Raw genomic sequence first — 13,699 nt, forward strand, 5'->3', positions numbered from 1 at the left:
GCAGGGTACAGACGCCAGTTATGTTGGGCAAGCCGTGGATATCGCGGGGGTTAACGATCAAGCGGCGGGTTCAGCTTTCGGCTAACCCACCTACGCACGGTACAACTCCGCGTGCCCCTTGCCTTCACCACCAATACGGCCACCGCCACCCCTCATAACGAACGTATGACGGCACCAGCGGCGGGCCATACGGATCGACCCGATCGTCTTCAGGGCGGTAACGATAGCGCGGAACGACATTGTAATCCCACGGCGTCGGCCGGAGCACGGGCGCCGTGACGATGAGCCTCTCTTGTGGTGCGCGAACGACGACGGCCCTTCGCGCCCTCGCCTCGGCACCCGACATCCCGAGGCTGCACAGCACCACGGCCGCTCCGAGCGCACACGACAGTCTTGATCTTCATGCGATGGTCTCCTTGCCCGGAGAAGAGTGCAAAAGGACGGAAAGCAAGGCAAGCCCATTTCGATCACGTGATGAAATCGACTCGCGGTAAATTGAGCTCGTCCAGCGTCATCTTGCGCACGACGACGGTATTGTCAGTGTAGTCGATCGGCTGACCGATGAATTCGTTACTCGGGCGCGGCCGCAATTCCAGGCTGCCGAAGCTGGATGGCCTGAAATAGTTCGGGTTGGGGGATTTGCAGCGTGCTGGCTTCGGAGGACACGGCCGCATGCACCGCCAGCACATTGAAGCAATTGTTGATGGCGACGTTGCCGGCCAGCGCCTCATCATTCCATAACGACTATCGACGGCTTTCGCTAGCGCGCGACCCATCCTACGCAGGAGATGTCCCTGCTCGATATATGGTCAATCCCACGGCGATGGGGATTGGTGAGCCCTTGGAGCGAAAGCGATGCCCATCACCTTGGCTTCGCCGAGATGATGGGTATCGCAAAGGGGTAAACCCATCCTGCGGATTACCGCTCCGCGGCCGGTATCTCGTACACCGACACCGTGGCGGCGATCCCGGTCAGCTGGCGCTCTTGCGCCGCAAGCTCCTCGTTGGAGGACTCGCCGACCGAGACGTCCTTCATTCTGCGCTTGACCTCTTCGCATGTCTTGCGGACGTCTTCGGTGAAGAGCGCACATTCTTCGATGCGCTTGAAGATCTTCCGTCCCTCGTCACGATACCCCGCAGCCGTTTCCCGCATGAAGGCAATCGCATCATGGACTTGGGCTGTCAGCGCTTCGCACTTTTGCGCGGCGTCGATCAACTCCGTGCCCATGGCCTCGATCTCTTTTGCAGCGGACTCATAGTCGCGAATGACCGCCTCTGCAGTGAGCGCACCGACGCGCGTGACGCCCTCGGTGTGCTCGACGTAATCAGGCAGAGAAATCGAAGCGATCGAACTTCCCGTGCGAACCGATGCAATATCTGCTTCGAGCTGAACCAGGTTCACGCCTTCCCGTCTGCGCAATTGCTCAACACTTGCCATGATTGATCCTCCCAATACGCACCCCGAACCCCAAAGAACATTCAGTGTATTACGGGGACAAGCAGCATTCCTAACGCGATCTGTCATTGACAGCCCCAACTTCGCCATTTTGTCCGAGCTGCCAACACGGCACGCAGCGATGATGGATGTCATAAGCGCTCAACCCCTCATAATTACGGCTCGCGAAGATGATAGGTTTCGCATGAGCGCACCCATCCTGCGGCAAATGAGATCAATCCCATGACACCAGTGCTTCGGATCGCAGCATTTTCAGACGGCAGCCGAGGCCGTCATTTCCGTTTCGGGCCAGCGCAACGGCACCACCATGGCAGCCCCGCTGCAGTCGCCGCCGACGCGCAGCGCGCCGCTCGATGTGTCGCTGCGGGACGCGTTGATGGATCTGTTCGGCTACACCAGCAGCGATCTCGATCCAACACTGAGGCCTGCGAAAGTTCACGGCGGCGCCGATCATGCCCTGCTGGCGTTGCGATCGCGCGACGCGCTCGCGCGCATGACCTATGAGTTCGAACGCGGCCGCGCCCTGATGGCGCAAGCGGGCCTGGTCACCATCGCGCTGGTCAACGTGGAGAAGCCGCGGCTGTTTCATGTGCGCAATGCTTTCGCCGCCGGCGGCGTGATCGAGGACCCCGCGACGGGCGCGGCCGCCGCCGCATTCGCAGGTTACTTGCGCGACATCGGCTGGCCGCATGGCGGCGCCCTCGACATCGTCCAGGGCGAAGACATGGGCGCGCGCTCACTGATCCGCGCGGAGATCGGCGAGACCAAGGGCAGCTCGATCCGGGTCTCGGGCACGGCGCGGTTCATGGACGGCTGATGCGTCTCGGCACCTTGCCATCATGCGCCTGTTTTGCCTGACGGGTCAAACGTTATTCTGATTCGCCGAAACGAGAAATTCTGTAGGCATTTCTACTGTGCATGGGGTTGTTCCGCAGTTTTTGTTTATGGGAGCAACGCGTCATACCCTTTTGCGCTGAACGCCAGCAGACAAAACCCGTGCCCGAACGGATCGGCCAGCATCGCGATCCGCCCATAGGGCGCATCGCGCGCGGGTGCCTCCAGGATCGCTCCGGCGCGAAGCGCGCGCTCGACGGCCAGATCGACATCGTCGACGACGACGTCGACATGCAGCGGCGTCCAGTGCCGGTCGTAGCGGCGTCGGTCGCTGCCGGCGCCTAACGACCCGGCCGGCTTGGTCAGGAGATAGACCGGCGCCGGCCAACCGACGAGCTCGACGAAGTCGGTCCCGAAGCGGCGGCCGACGGTGAGCCCGAACGCGGCGGTGTAGAAAGTCGTGGCGGCTTCGACGTCGGGGACGTCGATGTTGAGCAGGAACGTCATGGCGGCTTCATCGGCTCCCTGTTCGCGGTTCGGCCTCAACTAACACTTCGGCGGCCCGCTCGTCGCGACGTCCCTGACCGGCGGATCGCAGCACTGGCGTCGCCCCGCTCGCGGCGCCGTTCTCGGCCGCGGGATTTGGTGCTAGGCTTGCTCGGAACGGCCGTCGGTCTCGCATCAGGAGGTTCGCATATCGGCCGGCGAAGGAGCGCATGATGAGCCACCGAGTTCTGCTGTTTTTTGCACCTATGCTGCTGTTGGGCGCGGTCAGCGCCGCCAACGCCGACGGCCTGTGCGGCCCCGGTTGCCACCCGACCGTGACAGGCGCCTGCGTGGTCGACGGCTGGGGCACCGGCGCGCGGGTCTGGAACGAATGCCCGGCCACCACGCGTCCACGCCCGCCCTGCGGCGGATCGGACTACGTCTGGAACTCGCGCAAGCGCGCCTGCTTCCCGAGGGTGAAGGATTGGATCTAAAGCCCGCCCGCCGGCGACGAGCGGCTGATCGCGGCGCGCGCTATCTCTGCCTTTGCGCCAGATAGAACCCGCACAGCACCGTGACGAGGCCGGCGGCCTGCAGCGCCGTCGGCGGCTCGCCGAGCAGCAGCCAACCGGTGAGCAGCGTCAGCGCCGGCACACAGGCCGGGAACACCGCCGCGCGGGCCACGCCGAGGCGCTGCACCGAGACTGCAAACAGATAGAGCGCGGCAGGGCCCGCGAGCACGCCCTGCGCCAGCGCCTGGATCGCATTCTCTTTGATGCCGATCGCAGCGACGTGAGCAAGACCCACGGTCGCGAGATAGATCGGCAGCAGCAGCAGCGACAGCACGCTGATGACGAGTGCGGCCGACACCGCCGCGACGCGCCAGTAGCGCAGCAGTGCACCAAACCCTGCGAACATCAAGCCGGTCAGCACGAAGATCAAATCGCCCTGCACGCCGTCAATGCCGATATGGCCGATCGATTCCGCGCCGATCACGCCGAGCCCGCCGACGATCACGATCGCACCGGCCAGCCGCGAGGCGGATATCCGCTCTTTCAGGAACAGAGCGGCAAGCAACAGGCCGCCGAGCGTTGCGCAGGAGGGCTGGATCACGCTGCCATGGCCGAGCGGCACGAACAGGAATCCGGTGTAGGAGATCAGCGACATCACGGGGCCGCCGAGCACCATCAGCGCAAGGCCCCTCGCCCAGCCGATGCCGCAGAGATCGGAGATGCCGGCGCGCAGCACCAGCGGCAGGAAGGCGATGCCCGACCAGACGTAGCGATGCACCAGGAGATCGACCGGCGTGAAACCGACCTTCAGGCCGTGCCGCGTGCCGGCAAAGCCGAGCGCCCAGAACAGCGCGGCTGACAGCCCCGAAAGGACGCCGACAAGCGCCTGCGTCGCATCCTTCGTTTGGGTGAGAGCGTCAGCGCCGCTCGTCCGCTGATCCATGCGGCAAGCAGTACGTCGCCGGACGTGGCGGCTCAACCCACGTCCCTGCAGGGCTGGCGCGCGGGAGAACGCGGATCGGAGTCCGCTCAGAAGAAGCCGGGGCTGAGATCGAGCCCATAGCTCAGGCTCAGCACGAACACGAACAGCGCGGCGGCTACGAACATCGCGAGATGCCGGACAATGAACTCGCGCGGCGAATTGACGACAACAACGGCTTTTTGCGCAACAGGCATGACGGTCTCCATTATGAAAACGATTCTTGGCCGCCAATATGCGGCGCCCGCATCAAGCGCCGCGATCTGCAAAACAACTATTAAAGAGATCACACTCGTTTTGAACGCCGGTACACAAGTCGCGCGTCGCGAGGAATTTTTCTGGCGAAAGATTCTCAATCAGCGCATCGACACGCGAATGAGATGGAACACGTCCGCGGTGTGATAGATCAATTCGTCGCGATGACATGACGGCCGCGGACCAAAAAAGAAATGGCCGGGACGAGCCCGGCCATGACGTCGCGAAGGTTTTGGCACCGGGCTTCCGGCCCGGTGCAATGTCGGTCCTAGCGGGCGGAGCCCGTGGTCACGGTCGCGGTCTTCAGCTTGCGCGGCGTCAGTACGCTGGCCTGGAGCGCCGTCACGCTGGAGGCGGGCGCCGTCACCTGCTGCTCGACATGGGGCGGCGCCGAGCACGCGAACCTGCAGGGGCGAGACCGGAATGCCGCTCGCCTCGTAGGCCGGCAGCTCGGCGGCAAAGGCGGCCGTCGTGCCCGCAAGAGTGAGGACAGCGGCTGCGATCGACAAAGTCTTTTTGTTCCTGGTGATGCTCCAAAGAGAAGTTCGGAGCACATCTAAGCCTGATTTGCTGCATTGCGATACGCGTTATCGCAACGCAATATCACGCACCACGCATGGCGAGATGTTTAACTCGGCCAACGCTTTGGACGAAAGCTTTGCCCGAGCCGCTTCAGCCACCCATCACGTTTATCCAGGTCACTGGAACCGCGCGAGAACCAAAGTTGCATCCGGGCAACACTGGCGTGAAAAGCCCTTTTAGGGGATTTGCGCCATTGCACCGCCACATCATCCCCCGAACAATTGACGCGCCGCGTGCTTGGCTGTGCAATCTGGTTCGCTGACGAACCTTGGAGCAGGGATCATGAATGATCGGCGGTCTCTTGTTGTGGCGGTCTCGTGCCCCTCGGCCGTGATGGTCGGTTGGCTGGCGCTCTCCCTCTCCGCCTATGCCCCGGCTTTGATCGAGAACAGCGGCGCCAATGCGGCCGCCGTCTCCCGCGCCAAAGATCTGAGCCGGCTCGAGCTTGCCGATATCCCGCGCGCGGCGACGATCGATGATGGCATCGCCCTGACCGCCGAGATCGCCGCAGCCGCGGCCGCGACACCGAGCGTGGCGGTGGTCGAAGCACCACCGCCCGAAGCACCCGCCCCCGCAATCCAACTCGCCTCCGCCGATCCGACCGACATGGTGCCGGCGGCCTCGCTGGCCCCCAGATCGCAGCTGAGCCTGCGCCCGTCGCCGAAGCCGAGGCGGAGCCGGCACCCGAGCCAACCGTCAAGCTCGCGTCCGCCGATCCCGGCGACGTCGTGCCGTCGGAGGCTCTTTCACCCGCGGCGATCGCGAGCGGGCCCGTGGCGGAGAGCAAGGCGTCGCCACCCGCCGATACCGTGGCCGTGCTCGATGAATGCTTCGTCGTGGATGCCTGCATCGACCGCTATCTCTGGGCGCTCTATCAGCGCACGCCGAAGGAAGATTCGATCAAGGTCGAAGACCGCCGCGCCGTCACCATCAAGCGCAAAGGCAAGATGGTCACGGTGATGCGCAGCTTCACGAAACTGGTCGACGAGGATTTTGCCTGGAAGGACCCGAAGGCGGCCGACCACGCCAAGATGGCGCTGATGGATTACGTCATCGGCGGCATGGACAAGAGCTTCAAGCAGAAGCTGTTTCGCATGCTGCTCGCGGCAGAAGCTGCCGGTCTCTCGCCGGGAATCACCAGCGCTTTCCGTGACGACTATCGCCAGGAGATTGCGAGCGGCCTGAAGGCAGCCTCCAACCGCTCCTATCACGGCGGCAGTCTTCGCGGCGGCTACGGCCACGGCATGGCGGCCGACATCGTCAGCACCAGGGGCGACAACCGCGCGCAACGCTGGGTCTCGACCGAGGTGTTATGGAAGTGGGTCGACGCCAACGGCAAGGCGTTCCGCATCGGCCGGCCCTATCTCGGCCGGGATCCGCCGCATGTCGGCCCGATCGACGGTCAGGAATATATCTCGAAGCGCGGCGTTGGGACCGACCGCAAGGAAGCTGCCAACACCGGACCGAAGAAGGCGCGCGCGGTGGCCAGCGCCAGGTCGTCGAGGGCCCAGGCGGCCCGGCAGCAGAAGAGCCAAGCAAAGCCGCAAAGGTCGGCGCAATCCGCCACGAAGCGAACGACCTGAGCCGTCACCAGTTTCCTGAGGTCGGCAACGGCACCAGACGCATCTCTTCAGATCCTGCCTGCTGGGTGCGAACGAGCACGGCAAAGATGGTCTCGACCGCAAGCCGCACCGCCGCCTCGGTGGCCGTACCTTTGGCGAGGTGCGCCGCGATCAGGCCGGTGAGGAGATCGCCAGTGCCGTAGGGGCGGATCGGCAGGCGCGGCGTCGCAAAGCGCGACAGCTGTCCGTCGGCACAGGATCGTCTCCACCTGCCCCGCTGGCGTGTCGGCGAGGGTGCAGCCGGTGGCGACGACGTTAATCCGGCGTTGCTCCGCAATTGCAGCCGCTGCAGCACGAAGGCCGTCCGCGTCTGCGATTTTGACGCAGGAGAGCAGATCGAGCTCGAACTGGTTCGGGGTGATCAGGTGTGCGGCCGGCAACAAGCGATGCCTCACCACATCCAAAATGCCATCGGCGACATAGACACGGCCGTCGTCGCCGATGACGGGATCGCAGAGATAGACGAGCTTCGAATTGCGTGACAGCGCGCGCTCGACGAAATCGGCGATGACGACGGCGTTGTCGGGCGAGCCGAGATAGCCGGTGACGAGCACGGCGGCCTCGTCGACAAGGTCCCGCTCCTCGACACCTCGCAGCAGATCGGCGACCAGCTCAGGGTCGAGCGCCCGCCCGCGCAGGGTCGGATAGCGCGGATGGTTCGACAGCAGCGTCGTCGGCACCGCAGCGACGTTGACGCCCTCCGCCTGTATCGCGTGAACGGCCGCGCTGTTGCCGACATGGCCGTGGACCACCTGGCTTTGGATCGAGATGACGAGCATGCAGAGGTTCGTAGGGTCAAAAGCTGGATGTGGCAAGCGTAGCCCGGATCACGAAGCGTCGTATCCGAGCCCTGGCCGCAGCGCCCGCATCTGTCAGCCAGCCGTCGGCGTGACGCGCGATCTCCGCCTCGCTCCGCGTCGTCTCCGAGAGGCTCTTGCCGACCTCCGCCAGCGCCGTCTTGATCAGCTCCCCGGCGAGCGCGCGTCGCCTTCGAGGCCTTTGGCAGCGCCCCTGTCGCAGCCCCGTCACTCACGCGTGACATTTGCTCCCGACAAACGCCATATTGCGCGTGCTAAACATACCTACCGCGCGGTATCTTTCGCCGCGCCACACTCGAGATCGCCAGGCTATCCACTTTCACCTCCTATGCCGCGCTTGCCCTCGCCATCTTGTTCGAGGTGACGGCGTCGGCCTTCCTGCAGCAGTCCGCGCAGTTCACCCGGCCTTGGCCGACGCTGGCGATGGCGCTGCTCTATGTCGCCTCGTTCTACGCGCTGTCGGTCGCGATCCGGGTCATCCCCTTGAGCATCGCCTATGCGATCTGGGGCGGGGTCGGCATCATCCTGACCGCCACCGTCTCCTTCGTGCTGTTTCGCCAGATGCTGGACGCCGCAGCTTTCGTCGGTATCGCCCTGATCGTTTCCGGGGTCGTGGTCATCAACCTGTTCTCGCAGACGACGGCGCATTGATGCCGGCGAGCGCCCACACCCGCGCCAAGCAGCCCGAGCAGGTGCGGCGCGCTCTGCTCGACCACACCGCTTCTATCGCCATGGACCACGGCGTCTCCGGCGTCACCGTGCAAGCGGTGGCAGCGGCCGCCGGCGTCACCAAGGGCGGGCTGTTTCATCATTTCGGGAGCAAGCAGGCGCTGATCGAGGGCCTGTTCGCCGATCTGCTCGCCCGCGTCGATGCCGAGATCGACGCGGCCATCGCGACGGATCCCAAGCTGCACGGCAGGTTTACGCGCGCTTATGTGAATGCGGTGTTCACGGGCAAGGCGTTCGGCTTTGCCACGCCTTGGGCGGCGCTGAGCATGATGGTTGTCACCGATCCGTCGCTGCGCAAACTCTGGAACGACTGGATGAAAGCGCGCCTGAAACGCCACCGTGCAACCGATGTGGCGCCAGAGCTACAGATCGTGCGTCTGGCCGCCGATGGCGCCTGGCTATCCTTCGTCACAACGGGACAGACCCGCATGACCGCCGATTTGCGCGCCGTGCATGACCGTCTGATCGCGCAAACCTATCGTCGCAGGTAGCGGCGACTACTGGCTTTGCACCGGCTTCGGCGGGTGCGGTTTGGATCGGGTTGACTTTGCACCGGACTTCGCCGGAGCAATTGGGGGCGGCGTGTCGACCGACACCAGATAGGCCGCGAGCGCCTTGGCGCTGTCCGAACTGGCCGAATAATGGTCCTTCAGAAACCAGGACAGCGTCAGGGTATAGCGCCCTTTCGCAAGCCCCCGCGGGCTGCGATGGCAGGCCGCGCAACCGTCCGCGAACAGCTTTTCGGGCGATTTGCCGGCGTCGAGGTTTTGTGCGGACGCGAGCGGTGCCACCAGCATGGCGGCGGCCATGGTCCCAAGAATCACCAGAGGCGCGATAAGTTCGCGCCCCGGTCGAATGATCGATCTCAATGTCGTCCCCTAGCCCGTCCCGCGATCATGCCGCCAGCAACTGATCAAACTCCGGCGGCGCATAGGCCTTGCCGTCCTGATCGGTAATGACGACGCGCCACCCTTCGCTCGCCCAAACCTTCGCCTTCGCGACGATGAGCAACCGGCTCTCCCGGGCAAAACTGTACTTCTCATTATCGCGTTCTGCGATCATTTTATAGGCCAATGCGCGTCCCCTGGCGTTGCTCTGCACCCATTCTCGTCGTGGCAGCGGGCTTTGGCGGCAATTCGCCGGGAGCGTGGCAATTTGATGCCGTCCGCGGCAGCATTGTGTGCCGGCATCGGTTCCGCGGAGTGAGGCGGTCAATCATGGGCCGTATCATGAGTGCGATTCGGCTTGCGGAGAGCTTGTTCGGCGCTGCGCTATGCGATGCAGAGCCCCAGCCGCGCGACGGCCCATCGCCGCCGCGACGGAACCGCTAGATGCCATCGATCTGCTCAGTGGACGCGGATGATGTGTGGACGGCCGAGATCAATCAGACCCTGCACGGCCGATAGACGATCGTCCAAGGCAGCAATGGTAAGCAACAAATTGTTGCGGCGCTCGTCGAGTAGCCCCATCTCGGCGCCGGAGAGCTTTGTACTCGTCCGCTCCTTGTGAAGGCCGTCGAGGGATTTGCGCAAGTCGGCAAGCAGGCTGGCCAGTTGCCTGGCCTCTTTGGTCATCGACCGCTTCGCGACAGTTTGGCGGCGCGTCTCCGCCTGACTTTGTCTCATCTTCATCCTCCCGTGCCCCGCTGCCCCGAGTGGATGCTTACAGCTTTGAATATACATATTACGATCGATGAAATCTGCCCGCGAAGAACCTTCTTAAATTGTACGCGCAGGGAACCCGAGCAGCCCCAAAAAAAGCCCGGCGCTAAGGCCGGGCTTTCGTTGCTCAAGGCTAGTGTTTGTGCGGGCCGCCCGGCGCGCCGCCGGGCGCTCCGTGCGGAGCCGCATTGATGTGCGGAGCGCCGCCTCCACCGGGATGCGGCATCGCAGGCGCGGCCGCACGCGGGGCCGGCATCTGCGCACGAGCATTCATCGGCGCACCGTGGCTGACATTCGGCTGAGCCATATGCGGCATCGGCGACCGGGCTGCCGGCGCAGCCGACATGTGCGGCGCTTCATGTGCACGCGCCATCGGCTGCGCGTGGACTGCGGTGCGGCTTGCCGCCTGTTCGTGCATCATGCGCGCCTGCGCATCGCGGGGATTGCGACCCTGCACCGCGGTCCGCTCGTTGGTGAAACGCTGGCTCCGTTCGGCACGATCTCGATCGACGCCGACCGCAGTGTCGCGCCTTGCGATGGCCGCATCATGCCGCGCCGTCGCGGCATCACGGCCGGAGACAGCGACATTGCCCTTAATGTTGTCTTTGGCATGCGCGTCGTGGCCCAGCGAGACCGCAGCGTCGCGCGTCGCCGCGCGTCCGATGCGAGCGGCGCGCGGATCGACCGTCATCCGCGTCGCAAAGCGCTCATGCGAGGTCCAGTAGTTGTTCCAGTAGGCGTGACGGCGATACCAGGGGCGCCCGCCGTAATAGCTCGACCAGTACGAGCTCAGCACGAACGGAACGACGGGCACGTCGACCTCGTCGGCATAGTCCGGCAGATAGACGTAGTGATTGCGATAGAGATATTCGAGATATTGCGACGACACCCAGCCGCGGTCGTCGGAAAAGCTCACGTCGCACCAGGCATTGCCGCGCAGGCAACCATGGATGTTGACGCGCGCGCCCTCGGGGACACGGTCGACCAGCGGAAAGCCCGCCCCCGGGCCGGCGCGCAGGCCGGTTGAGACGGTGACGATACCCGGCGCGGCCAACGCGGCCGTCGGTGCGAGCAGCAATGCGGCAACTAAAGCGGTTTTCAATTTCATGGCGATGTCCTCCTCTGAGAGGCGGAACGCACGAACGGAACGAACCGTTCCGCACGCAAAGGCGGCATCAGCCAAAAGATTGAGAGGCACGCCGCATACGCAGTTCAATATTCATCCGCCGTTCATCGGCGGGGGCCGCTTCAGTTCGCCTGCAACATGAAGGCGTCGAAATACGCGGCGAGCGCCGCGAAATCGTTGAGCGGCAGCAGCTGTGCAACGTATTGATCGGGACGCACCACGACCATGCAGCCGACCTTCCGGTCGATGCCGCGCATCTCGAAAACGTCGTGACCGTTTTTGAGGTCCGGACAAAACATCTTTTCGTAGTCGAGCAAGCCGTAGCGCCCTTTGCGCGGCAGCAGCAAGGTCGGCATCGCTTCGATCGCGAGCGCGCGATGGTCCTGCTGAAACACCGCACGAAGATCGATCACGGCATCGATGTCGGCACCGGCTGGCGTATATCGTCTGAGCGGCGATTCCCTCGCCTCGGCCATGAAATTGCACAGCGCCCGAATGGCGGAGCCAGCAGCGGCCGGGTCTTCGGCGCCGGAGAACGCGTAGATGCGAAAACGGCCATCGGCCTGCGCCGCGTGGCCGAGATGAACAGGCTTCGCGTCCCCGAGCCGGATCACTGGCGCCGAATGGAAGCGTTGGCCGATGACGAGGCCCCGCGCGAGATGCTGATGCGAGGCTTCGCCCGTGAGGATCGACGGCGTGTAATGCGTCGCCGTGCCCGCGGTGTAGCGGCCGTGCCTGACAAAATAGTCTTGCGTCTTCGCCGCATCGGCGCCGCCGGTTCTGGCCGCAGAAGCGAGAATGCCCGCCCATTCGCGATCGAAATCGATCAGCTCCTTCGCAACCGCCTGGCGTTCGGCCGAATAGGAATGCAGCAGGCTCGGCGCGCTCTGCTTGCGAAGGACGGCGGCGAGCTTCCAGCCGAGGTTGAAGGCGTCCTGCATCGAAACGTTCATGCCCTGCCCCGCCTTCGGGCTGTGGGTGTGACAAGCATCGCCGGCGATGAAGATGCGCGGCAGACGCGTGTTGATCTCGGTTTCGGGCACGTCGTCGAACTTGTCGGTCAGGCGCTGGCCGATCTCATAGACCGACCACCAGGCGATTTCCTTCACCTCGAGCGTATGCGGCTTCAGGATCCGCTGTGCTTTCGCAATCACGTCGTCAGCCATGATGTTGCGATTGGCGACGCGCTCGCCGACATCGAGCTTTGCCAGTTCGACATAGAGGCGAACCATGTAGCCGCCTTCGCGCGGAATGATGAGAAGGCTGCCGTCCTTCGCCGACTGGACCAGGGACTTGAAACGGATATCAGGAAAATCGGTCACCGCCAGCACGTCCATCACGCCCCAGGCGTGGTTGGCGGAATCGCCATGCAGTTCGCGGCCGATCGACTTGCGCACCGTGCTGCGCGCGCCGTCGCAACCGACGACGTAATGCGCCCTGATGGTTTCGACCTTGCCCTCGTTCGCCGCATCGACGCGTTCGAGGCGCACCGTCACGGCATGGTCGGCAGGCCCCGCGGCCGCATCGACCTGGAGGTCGAGCAGGCGCCTGCAATAATAGGGCTCGAGCTTGGCCGGCGACCTTCGCATGACGTCGAGAAAGCCGTCATGGATGCGCGCCTGGTTGAGGATGACGTGCGGAAATTCCGACAGCCCGTCCTCGACGTCCTGCACCCGGCCGCTGCGGACGATCTTCTCCGGCGCCTGCCCGTCCGGCTTCCAGAACGTGGTCTCGTTGACCCAATAGGCCTCCTTCAGCACGCGCTCGCTGAAACCGTAGGCGTGGAACATCTCCATGGTGCGGCAGGCGATGCCGTCGGCCTGGCCGACCGCGAGCGGGCCCGGCTTCTGCTCGACGATACAGGTCTTGATATCAGGGAATTGCGCGAGCTGGGCCACGAGCGTCAGGCCCGCGGGGCCACAGCCGACGATGAGGACATCGACCTCGTCGGGCACGGCTCCCGCAGCGCCGGAGGCCTGAACGCGTTCGGCGGGATCGGCAATCTCGGGGTCGCCCGGCTGGAATCCATTGAGATGGAATTGCATGAGCACCTCTCCGTTGACGTCTCGTTCGACATTGATCAGTATGCTGACCATCAGTATACTTGTCAATGATCGCCCGCCGTTCCACGGAGAATTCGGTGAAAGACAACAACGATATGCCCGGCCATCTGGCGCGGCGGTTCCAGCAGATCGCGGTCGCCGTGTTTCTGGCCGAGGTCGGCGAGGCCGGGTTCGATCTCACCCCGGTGCAGTACGCGGCCCTCTCGGCCATCAAGGCCAATCCGGGACTCGACCAGGTCACGCTCGCAGGATTGATCGCCTATGACCGGACCACCATCACCGGCGTGATCGATCGCCTCGTGCAAAGGGCCTCACCGAGCGTCGCGCCAGCAGCCGCGACCGCCGCGCCCGCGAGCTCGAGATCACCGACGAGGGCCGCCGCACGTTGCGCAGGATCACGCCCGCGGTCGAATCCGCGCAGCAGAAAATGCTGCGCGGTCTCGGCGCGAAGGAAGGCGAGGACTTGATGCGGCTGCTACGCAAGGCCATCGCCGCCGCCAACGAGCTCAGCCGCGCTCCCCTGCGCGAGGCCTGAAGCACTTTCGAGCGAACTGGGTACCGGTTCGCGTCAAGAAG

General features: G+C 64.3%; 15 protein-coding genes and 5 pseudogenes. 7 read left to right on the top strand and 13 right to left on the bottom strand.

All coding sequences use genetic code 11. The features are described 5' to 3' along the window. Nucleotides 1–473: 473 nt before the first annotated feature. Nucleotides 474–726: pseudogene (locus tag ACTGJ9_RS26630) on the bottom strand (class I SAM-dependent methyltransferase); the annotation flags it as partial. Nucleotides 727–919: 193 nt separating this feature from the next. Beyond that, on the bottom strand, nucleotides 920–1,591 hold the full coding sequence (locus ACTGJ9_RS26635; RefSeq protein ID WP_456673510.1) for a hypothetical protein: 672 nt from the start codon (nucleotides 1,589–1,591) through the stop codon (nucleotides 920–922). A 172-nt stretch (nucleotides 1,592–1,763) separates the two neighbouring features. Here ACTGJ9_RS26635 and ACTGJ9_RS26640 point away from each other — a divergent pair, with 172 nt between their 5' ends. Next, nucleotides 1,764–2,273, top strand: coding sequence for a PhzF family phenazine biosynthesis protein (locus tag ACTGJ9_RS26640; protein ID WP_456673511.1), 510 nt, complete (start codon nucleotides 1,764–1,766; stop codon nucleotides 2,271–2,273). 125 nt (nucleotides 2,274–2,398) lie between these two features. Here the strand turns inward: ACTGJ9_RS26640 and ACTGJ9_RS26645 are convergent, their stop codons facing one another. Continuing rightward, the gene (locus tag ACTGJ9_RS26645; protein WP_456673512.1) at nucleotides 2,399–2,797 is read right to left on the bottom strand and encodes a VOC family protein; all 399 of its coding nucleotides are present in this window, start codon (nucleotides 2,795–2,797) and stop codon (nucleotides 2,399–2,401) included. 212 nt (nucleotides 2,798–3,009) lie between these two features. Here ACTGJ9_RS26645 and ACTGJ9_RS26650 point away from each other — a divergent pair, with 212 nt between their 5' ends. Next, a complete protein-coding gene (locus ACTGJ9_RS26650; protein WP_456678630.1) occupies nucleotides 3,010–3,270 on the top strand; it encodes a hypothetical protein in 261 nt (86 codons plus the stop codon). A 40-nt stretch (nucleotides 3,271–3,310) separates the two neighbouring features. Here ACTGJ9_RS26650 and ACTGJ9_RS26655 read toward each other — a convergent pair whose 3' ends face one another. Beyond that, nucleotides 3,311–4,231, bottom strand: a complete 921-nt coding sequence (locus ACTGJ9_RS26655) for a DMT family transporter (RefSeq protein WP_456673513.1) — start codon at nucleotides 4,229–4,231, stop codon at nucleotides 3,311–3,313. Nucleotides 4,232–4,317: 86 nt separating this feature from the next. After that, nucleotides 4,318–4,464, bottom strand: a complete 147-nt coding sequence (locus ACTGJ9_RS26660; protein WP_456673514.1) for a hypothetical protein — start codon at nucleotides 4,462–4,464, stop codon at nucleotides 4,318–4,320. Here ACTGJ9_RS26660 and ACTGJ9_RS26665 point away from each other — a divergent pair. Next, the gene (locus tag ACTGJ9_RS26665; RefSeq protein ID WP_456673515.1) at nucleotides 4,463–4,669 is read left to right on the top strand and encodes a hypothetical protein; all 207 of its coding nucleotides are present in this window, start codon (nucleotides 4,463–4,465) and stop codon (nucleotides 4,667–4,669) included. The genes ACTGJ9_RS26660 and ACTGJ9_RS26665 overlap by 2 nt on opposite strands. A 121-nt stretch (nucleotides 4,670–4,790) precedes the next feature. Here ACTGJ9_RS26665 and ACTGJ9_RS26670 read toward each other — a convergent pair. Next, nucleotides 4,791–5,052, bottom strand: a pseudogene (locus ACTGJ9_RS26670) (hypothetical protein). A 417-nt stretch (nucleotides 5,053–5,469) separates the two neighbouring features. Next, entirely contained in the window at nucleotides 5,470–5,712 is a 243-nt protein-coding gene (locus ACTGJ9_RS26675) for a hypothetical protein (protein WP_456678776.1), read from the bottom strand. On the opposite strand from ACTGJ9_RS26675, the pseudogene ACTGJ9_RS26680 reads away from it, so the two are divergent. After that, nucleotides 5,642–6,687 (top strand): annotated as a pseudogene (locus tag ACTGJ9_RS26680) (M15 family metallopeptidase domain-containing protein). The gene ACTGJ9_RS26675 and the pseudogene ACTGJ9_RS26680 overlap by 71 nt on opposite strands. Nucleotides 6,688–6,691: 4 nt before the next feature. Here the strand turns inward: ACTGJ9_RS26680 and pdxY are convergent. Further along, nucleotides 6,692–7,505: pseudogene (pdxY, locus tag ACTGJ9_RS26685) on the bottom strand (pyridoxal kinase). Nucleotides 7,506–7,844: 339 nt separating this feature from the next. On the opposite strand from pdxY, the gene ACTGJ9_RS26690 reads away from it, so the two are divergent. Together ACTGJ9_RS26690 and ACTGJ9_RS26695 are read left to right on the top strand one after the other, a co-directional pair. Next, entirely contained in the window at nucleotides 7,845–8,195 is a 351-nt protein-coding gene (locus ACTGJ9_RS26690) for a DMT family transporter (RefSeq protein ID WP_456678631.1), read from the top strand. Beyond that, nucleotides 8,195–8,764 carry a TetR family transcriptional regulator gene (locus ACTGJ9_RS26695; RefSeq protein WP_456673516.1) on the top strand — a complete coding sequence of 190 codons (570 nt, stop codon included), beginning with the start codon at nucleotides 8,195–8,197 and terminating at the stop codon, nucleotides 8,762–8,764. The genes ACTGJ9_RS26690 and ACTGJ9_RS26695 overlap by 1 nt, the downstream gene beginning before the upstream one ends. A gap of 6 nt (nucleotides 8,765–8,770) precedes the next feature. On the opposite strand, the gene ACTGJ9_RS26700 is transcribed toward ACTGJ9_RS26695, so the two are convergent. The 5 genes from ACTGJ9_RS26700 to ACTGJ9_RS26720 all read right to left on the bottom strand — a co-directional run bounded on the left by ACTGJ9_RS26700 (nucleotide 8,771) and on the right by ACTGJ9_RS26720 (nucleotide 13,105). Next, nucleotides 8,771–9,082, bottom strand: a complete 312-nt coding sequence (locus ACTGJ9_RS26700; protein ID WP_456673517.1) for a hypothetical protein — start codon at nucleotides 9,080–9,082, stop codon at nucleotides 8,771–8,773. A gap of 85 nt (nucleotides 9,083–9,167) precedes the next feature. After that, on the bottom strand, nucleotides 9,168–9,374 hold the full coding sequence (locus tag ACTGJ9_RS26705) for a hypothetical protein (protein WP_456673518.1): 207 nt from the start codon (nucleotides 9,372–9,374) through the stop codon (nucleotides 9,168–9,170). A 245-nt stretch (nucleotides 9,375–9,619) separates the two neighbouring features. Beyond that, nucleotides 9,620–9,898: a hypothetical protein gene (locus ACTGJ9_RS26710; RefSeq protein WP_456678632.1), complete on the bottom strand. Its 279-nt coding sequence runs from the start codon at nucleotides 9,896–9,898 to the stop codon at nucleotides 9,620–9,622. Between the two features lie 169 nt (nucleotides 9,899–10,067). Continuing rightward, nucleotides 10,068–11,042, bottom strand: coding sequence for an SH3 domain-containing protein (locus tag ACTGJ9_RS26715; protein ID WP_456673519.1), 975 nt, complete (start codon nucleotides 11,040–11,042; stop codon nucleotides 10,068–10,070). Nucleotides 11,043–11,182: 140 nt separating this feature from the next. Then, on the bottom strand, nucleotides 11,183–13,105 hold the full coding sequence (locus tag ACTGJ9_RS26720; protein ID WP_456678633.1) for an FAD-binding monooxygenase: 1,923 nt from the start codon (nucleotides 13,103–13,105) through the stop codon (nucleotides 11,183–11,185). A 95-nt stretch (nucleotides 13,106–13,200) separates the two neighbouring features. Between ACTGJ9_RS26720 and ACTGJ9_RS26725 the strand changes: the two are divergent. After that, nucleotides 13,201–13,658: pseudogene (locus tag ACTGJ9_RS26725) on the top strand (MarR family winged helix-turn-helix transcriptional regulator). The last annotated feature ends 41 nt before the right edge of the window (nucleotides 13,659–13,699 follow it).

The sequence above is a fragment of the Bradyrhizobium sp. RDM12 genome, from assembly GCF_051917485.1.
Lineage (GTDB): Bacteria > Pseudomonadota > Alphaproteobacteria > Rhizobiales > Xanthobacteraceae > Bradyrhizobium.

Excerpts from the sequence above, each read along its gene's own strand:
- ACTGJ9_RS26660 (WP_456673514.1), bottom strand. The coding sequence starts at position 4,464 with ATGCCTGTTGCGCAAAAAGCCGTTGTTGTCGTCAATTCGCCGCGCGAG.
- ACTGJ9_RS26695 (WP_456673516.1), top strand. The coding sequence starts at position 8,195 with ATGCCGGCGAGCGCCCACACCCGCGCCAAGCAGCCCGAGCAGGTGCGG.
- ACTGJ9_RS26650 (WP_456678630.1), top strand. The coding sequence starts at position 3,010 with ATGAGCCACCGAGTTCTGCTGTTTTTTGCACCTATGCTGCTGTTGGGC.
- ACTGJ9_RS26635 (WP_456673510.1), bottom strand. The coding sequence starts at position 1,591 with ATGACATCCATCATCGCTGCGTGCCGTGTTGGCAGCTCGGACAAAATG.
- ACTGJ9_RS26720 (WP_456678633.1), bottom strand. The coding sequence starts at position 13,105 with ATGCAATTCCATCTCAATGGATTCCAGCCGGGCGACCCCGAGATTGCC.
- ACTGJ9_RS26710 (WP_456678632.1), bottom strand. The coding sequence starts at position 9,898 with ATGAGACAAAGTCAGGCGGAGACGCGCCGCCAAACTGTCGCGAAGCGG.
- ACTGJ9_RS26655 (WP_456673513.1), bottom strand. The coding sequence starts at position 4,231 with ATGGATCAGCGGACGAGCGGCGCTGACGCTCTCACCCAAACGAAGGAT.
- ACTGJ9_RS26675 (WP_456678776.1), bottom strand. The coding sequence starts at position 5,712 with ATGTCGGTCGGATCGGCGGAGGCGAGTTGGATTGCGGGGGCGGGTGCT.
- ACTGJ9_RS26700 (WP_456673517.1), bottom strand. The coding sequence starts at position 9,082 with ATGGCCGCCGCCATGCTGGTGGCACCGCTCGCGTCCGCACAAAACCTC.
- ACTGJ9_RS26645 (WP_456673512.1), bottom strand. The coding sequence starts at position 2,797 with ATGACGTTCCTGCTCAACATCGACGTCCCCGACGTCGAAGCCGCCACG.
- ACTGJ9_RS26640 (WP_456673511.1), top strand. The coding sequence starts at position 1,764 with ATGGCAGCCCCGCTGCAGTCGCCGCCGACGCGCAGCGCGCCGCTCGAT.
- ACTGJ9_RS26665 (WP_456673515.1), top strand. The coding sequence starts at position 4,463 with ATGACGGTCTCCATTATGAAAACGATTCTTGGCCGCCAATATGCGGCG.
- ACTGJ9_RS26715 (WP_456673519.1), bottom strand. The coding sequence starts at position 11,042 with ATGAAATTGAAAACCGCTTTAGTTGCCGCATTGCTGCTCGCACCGACG.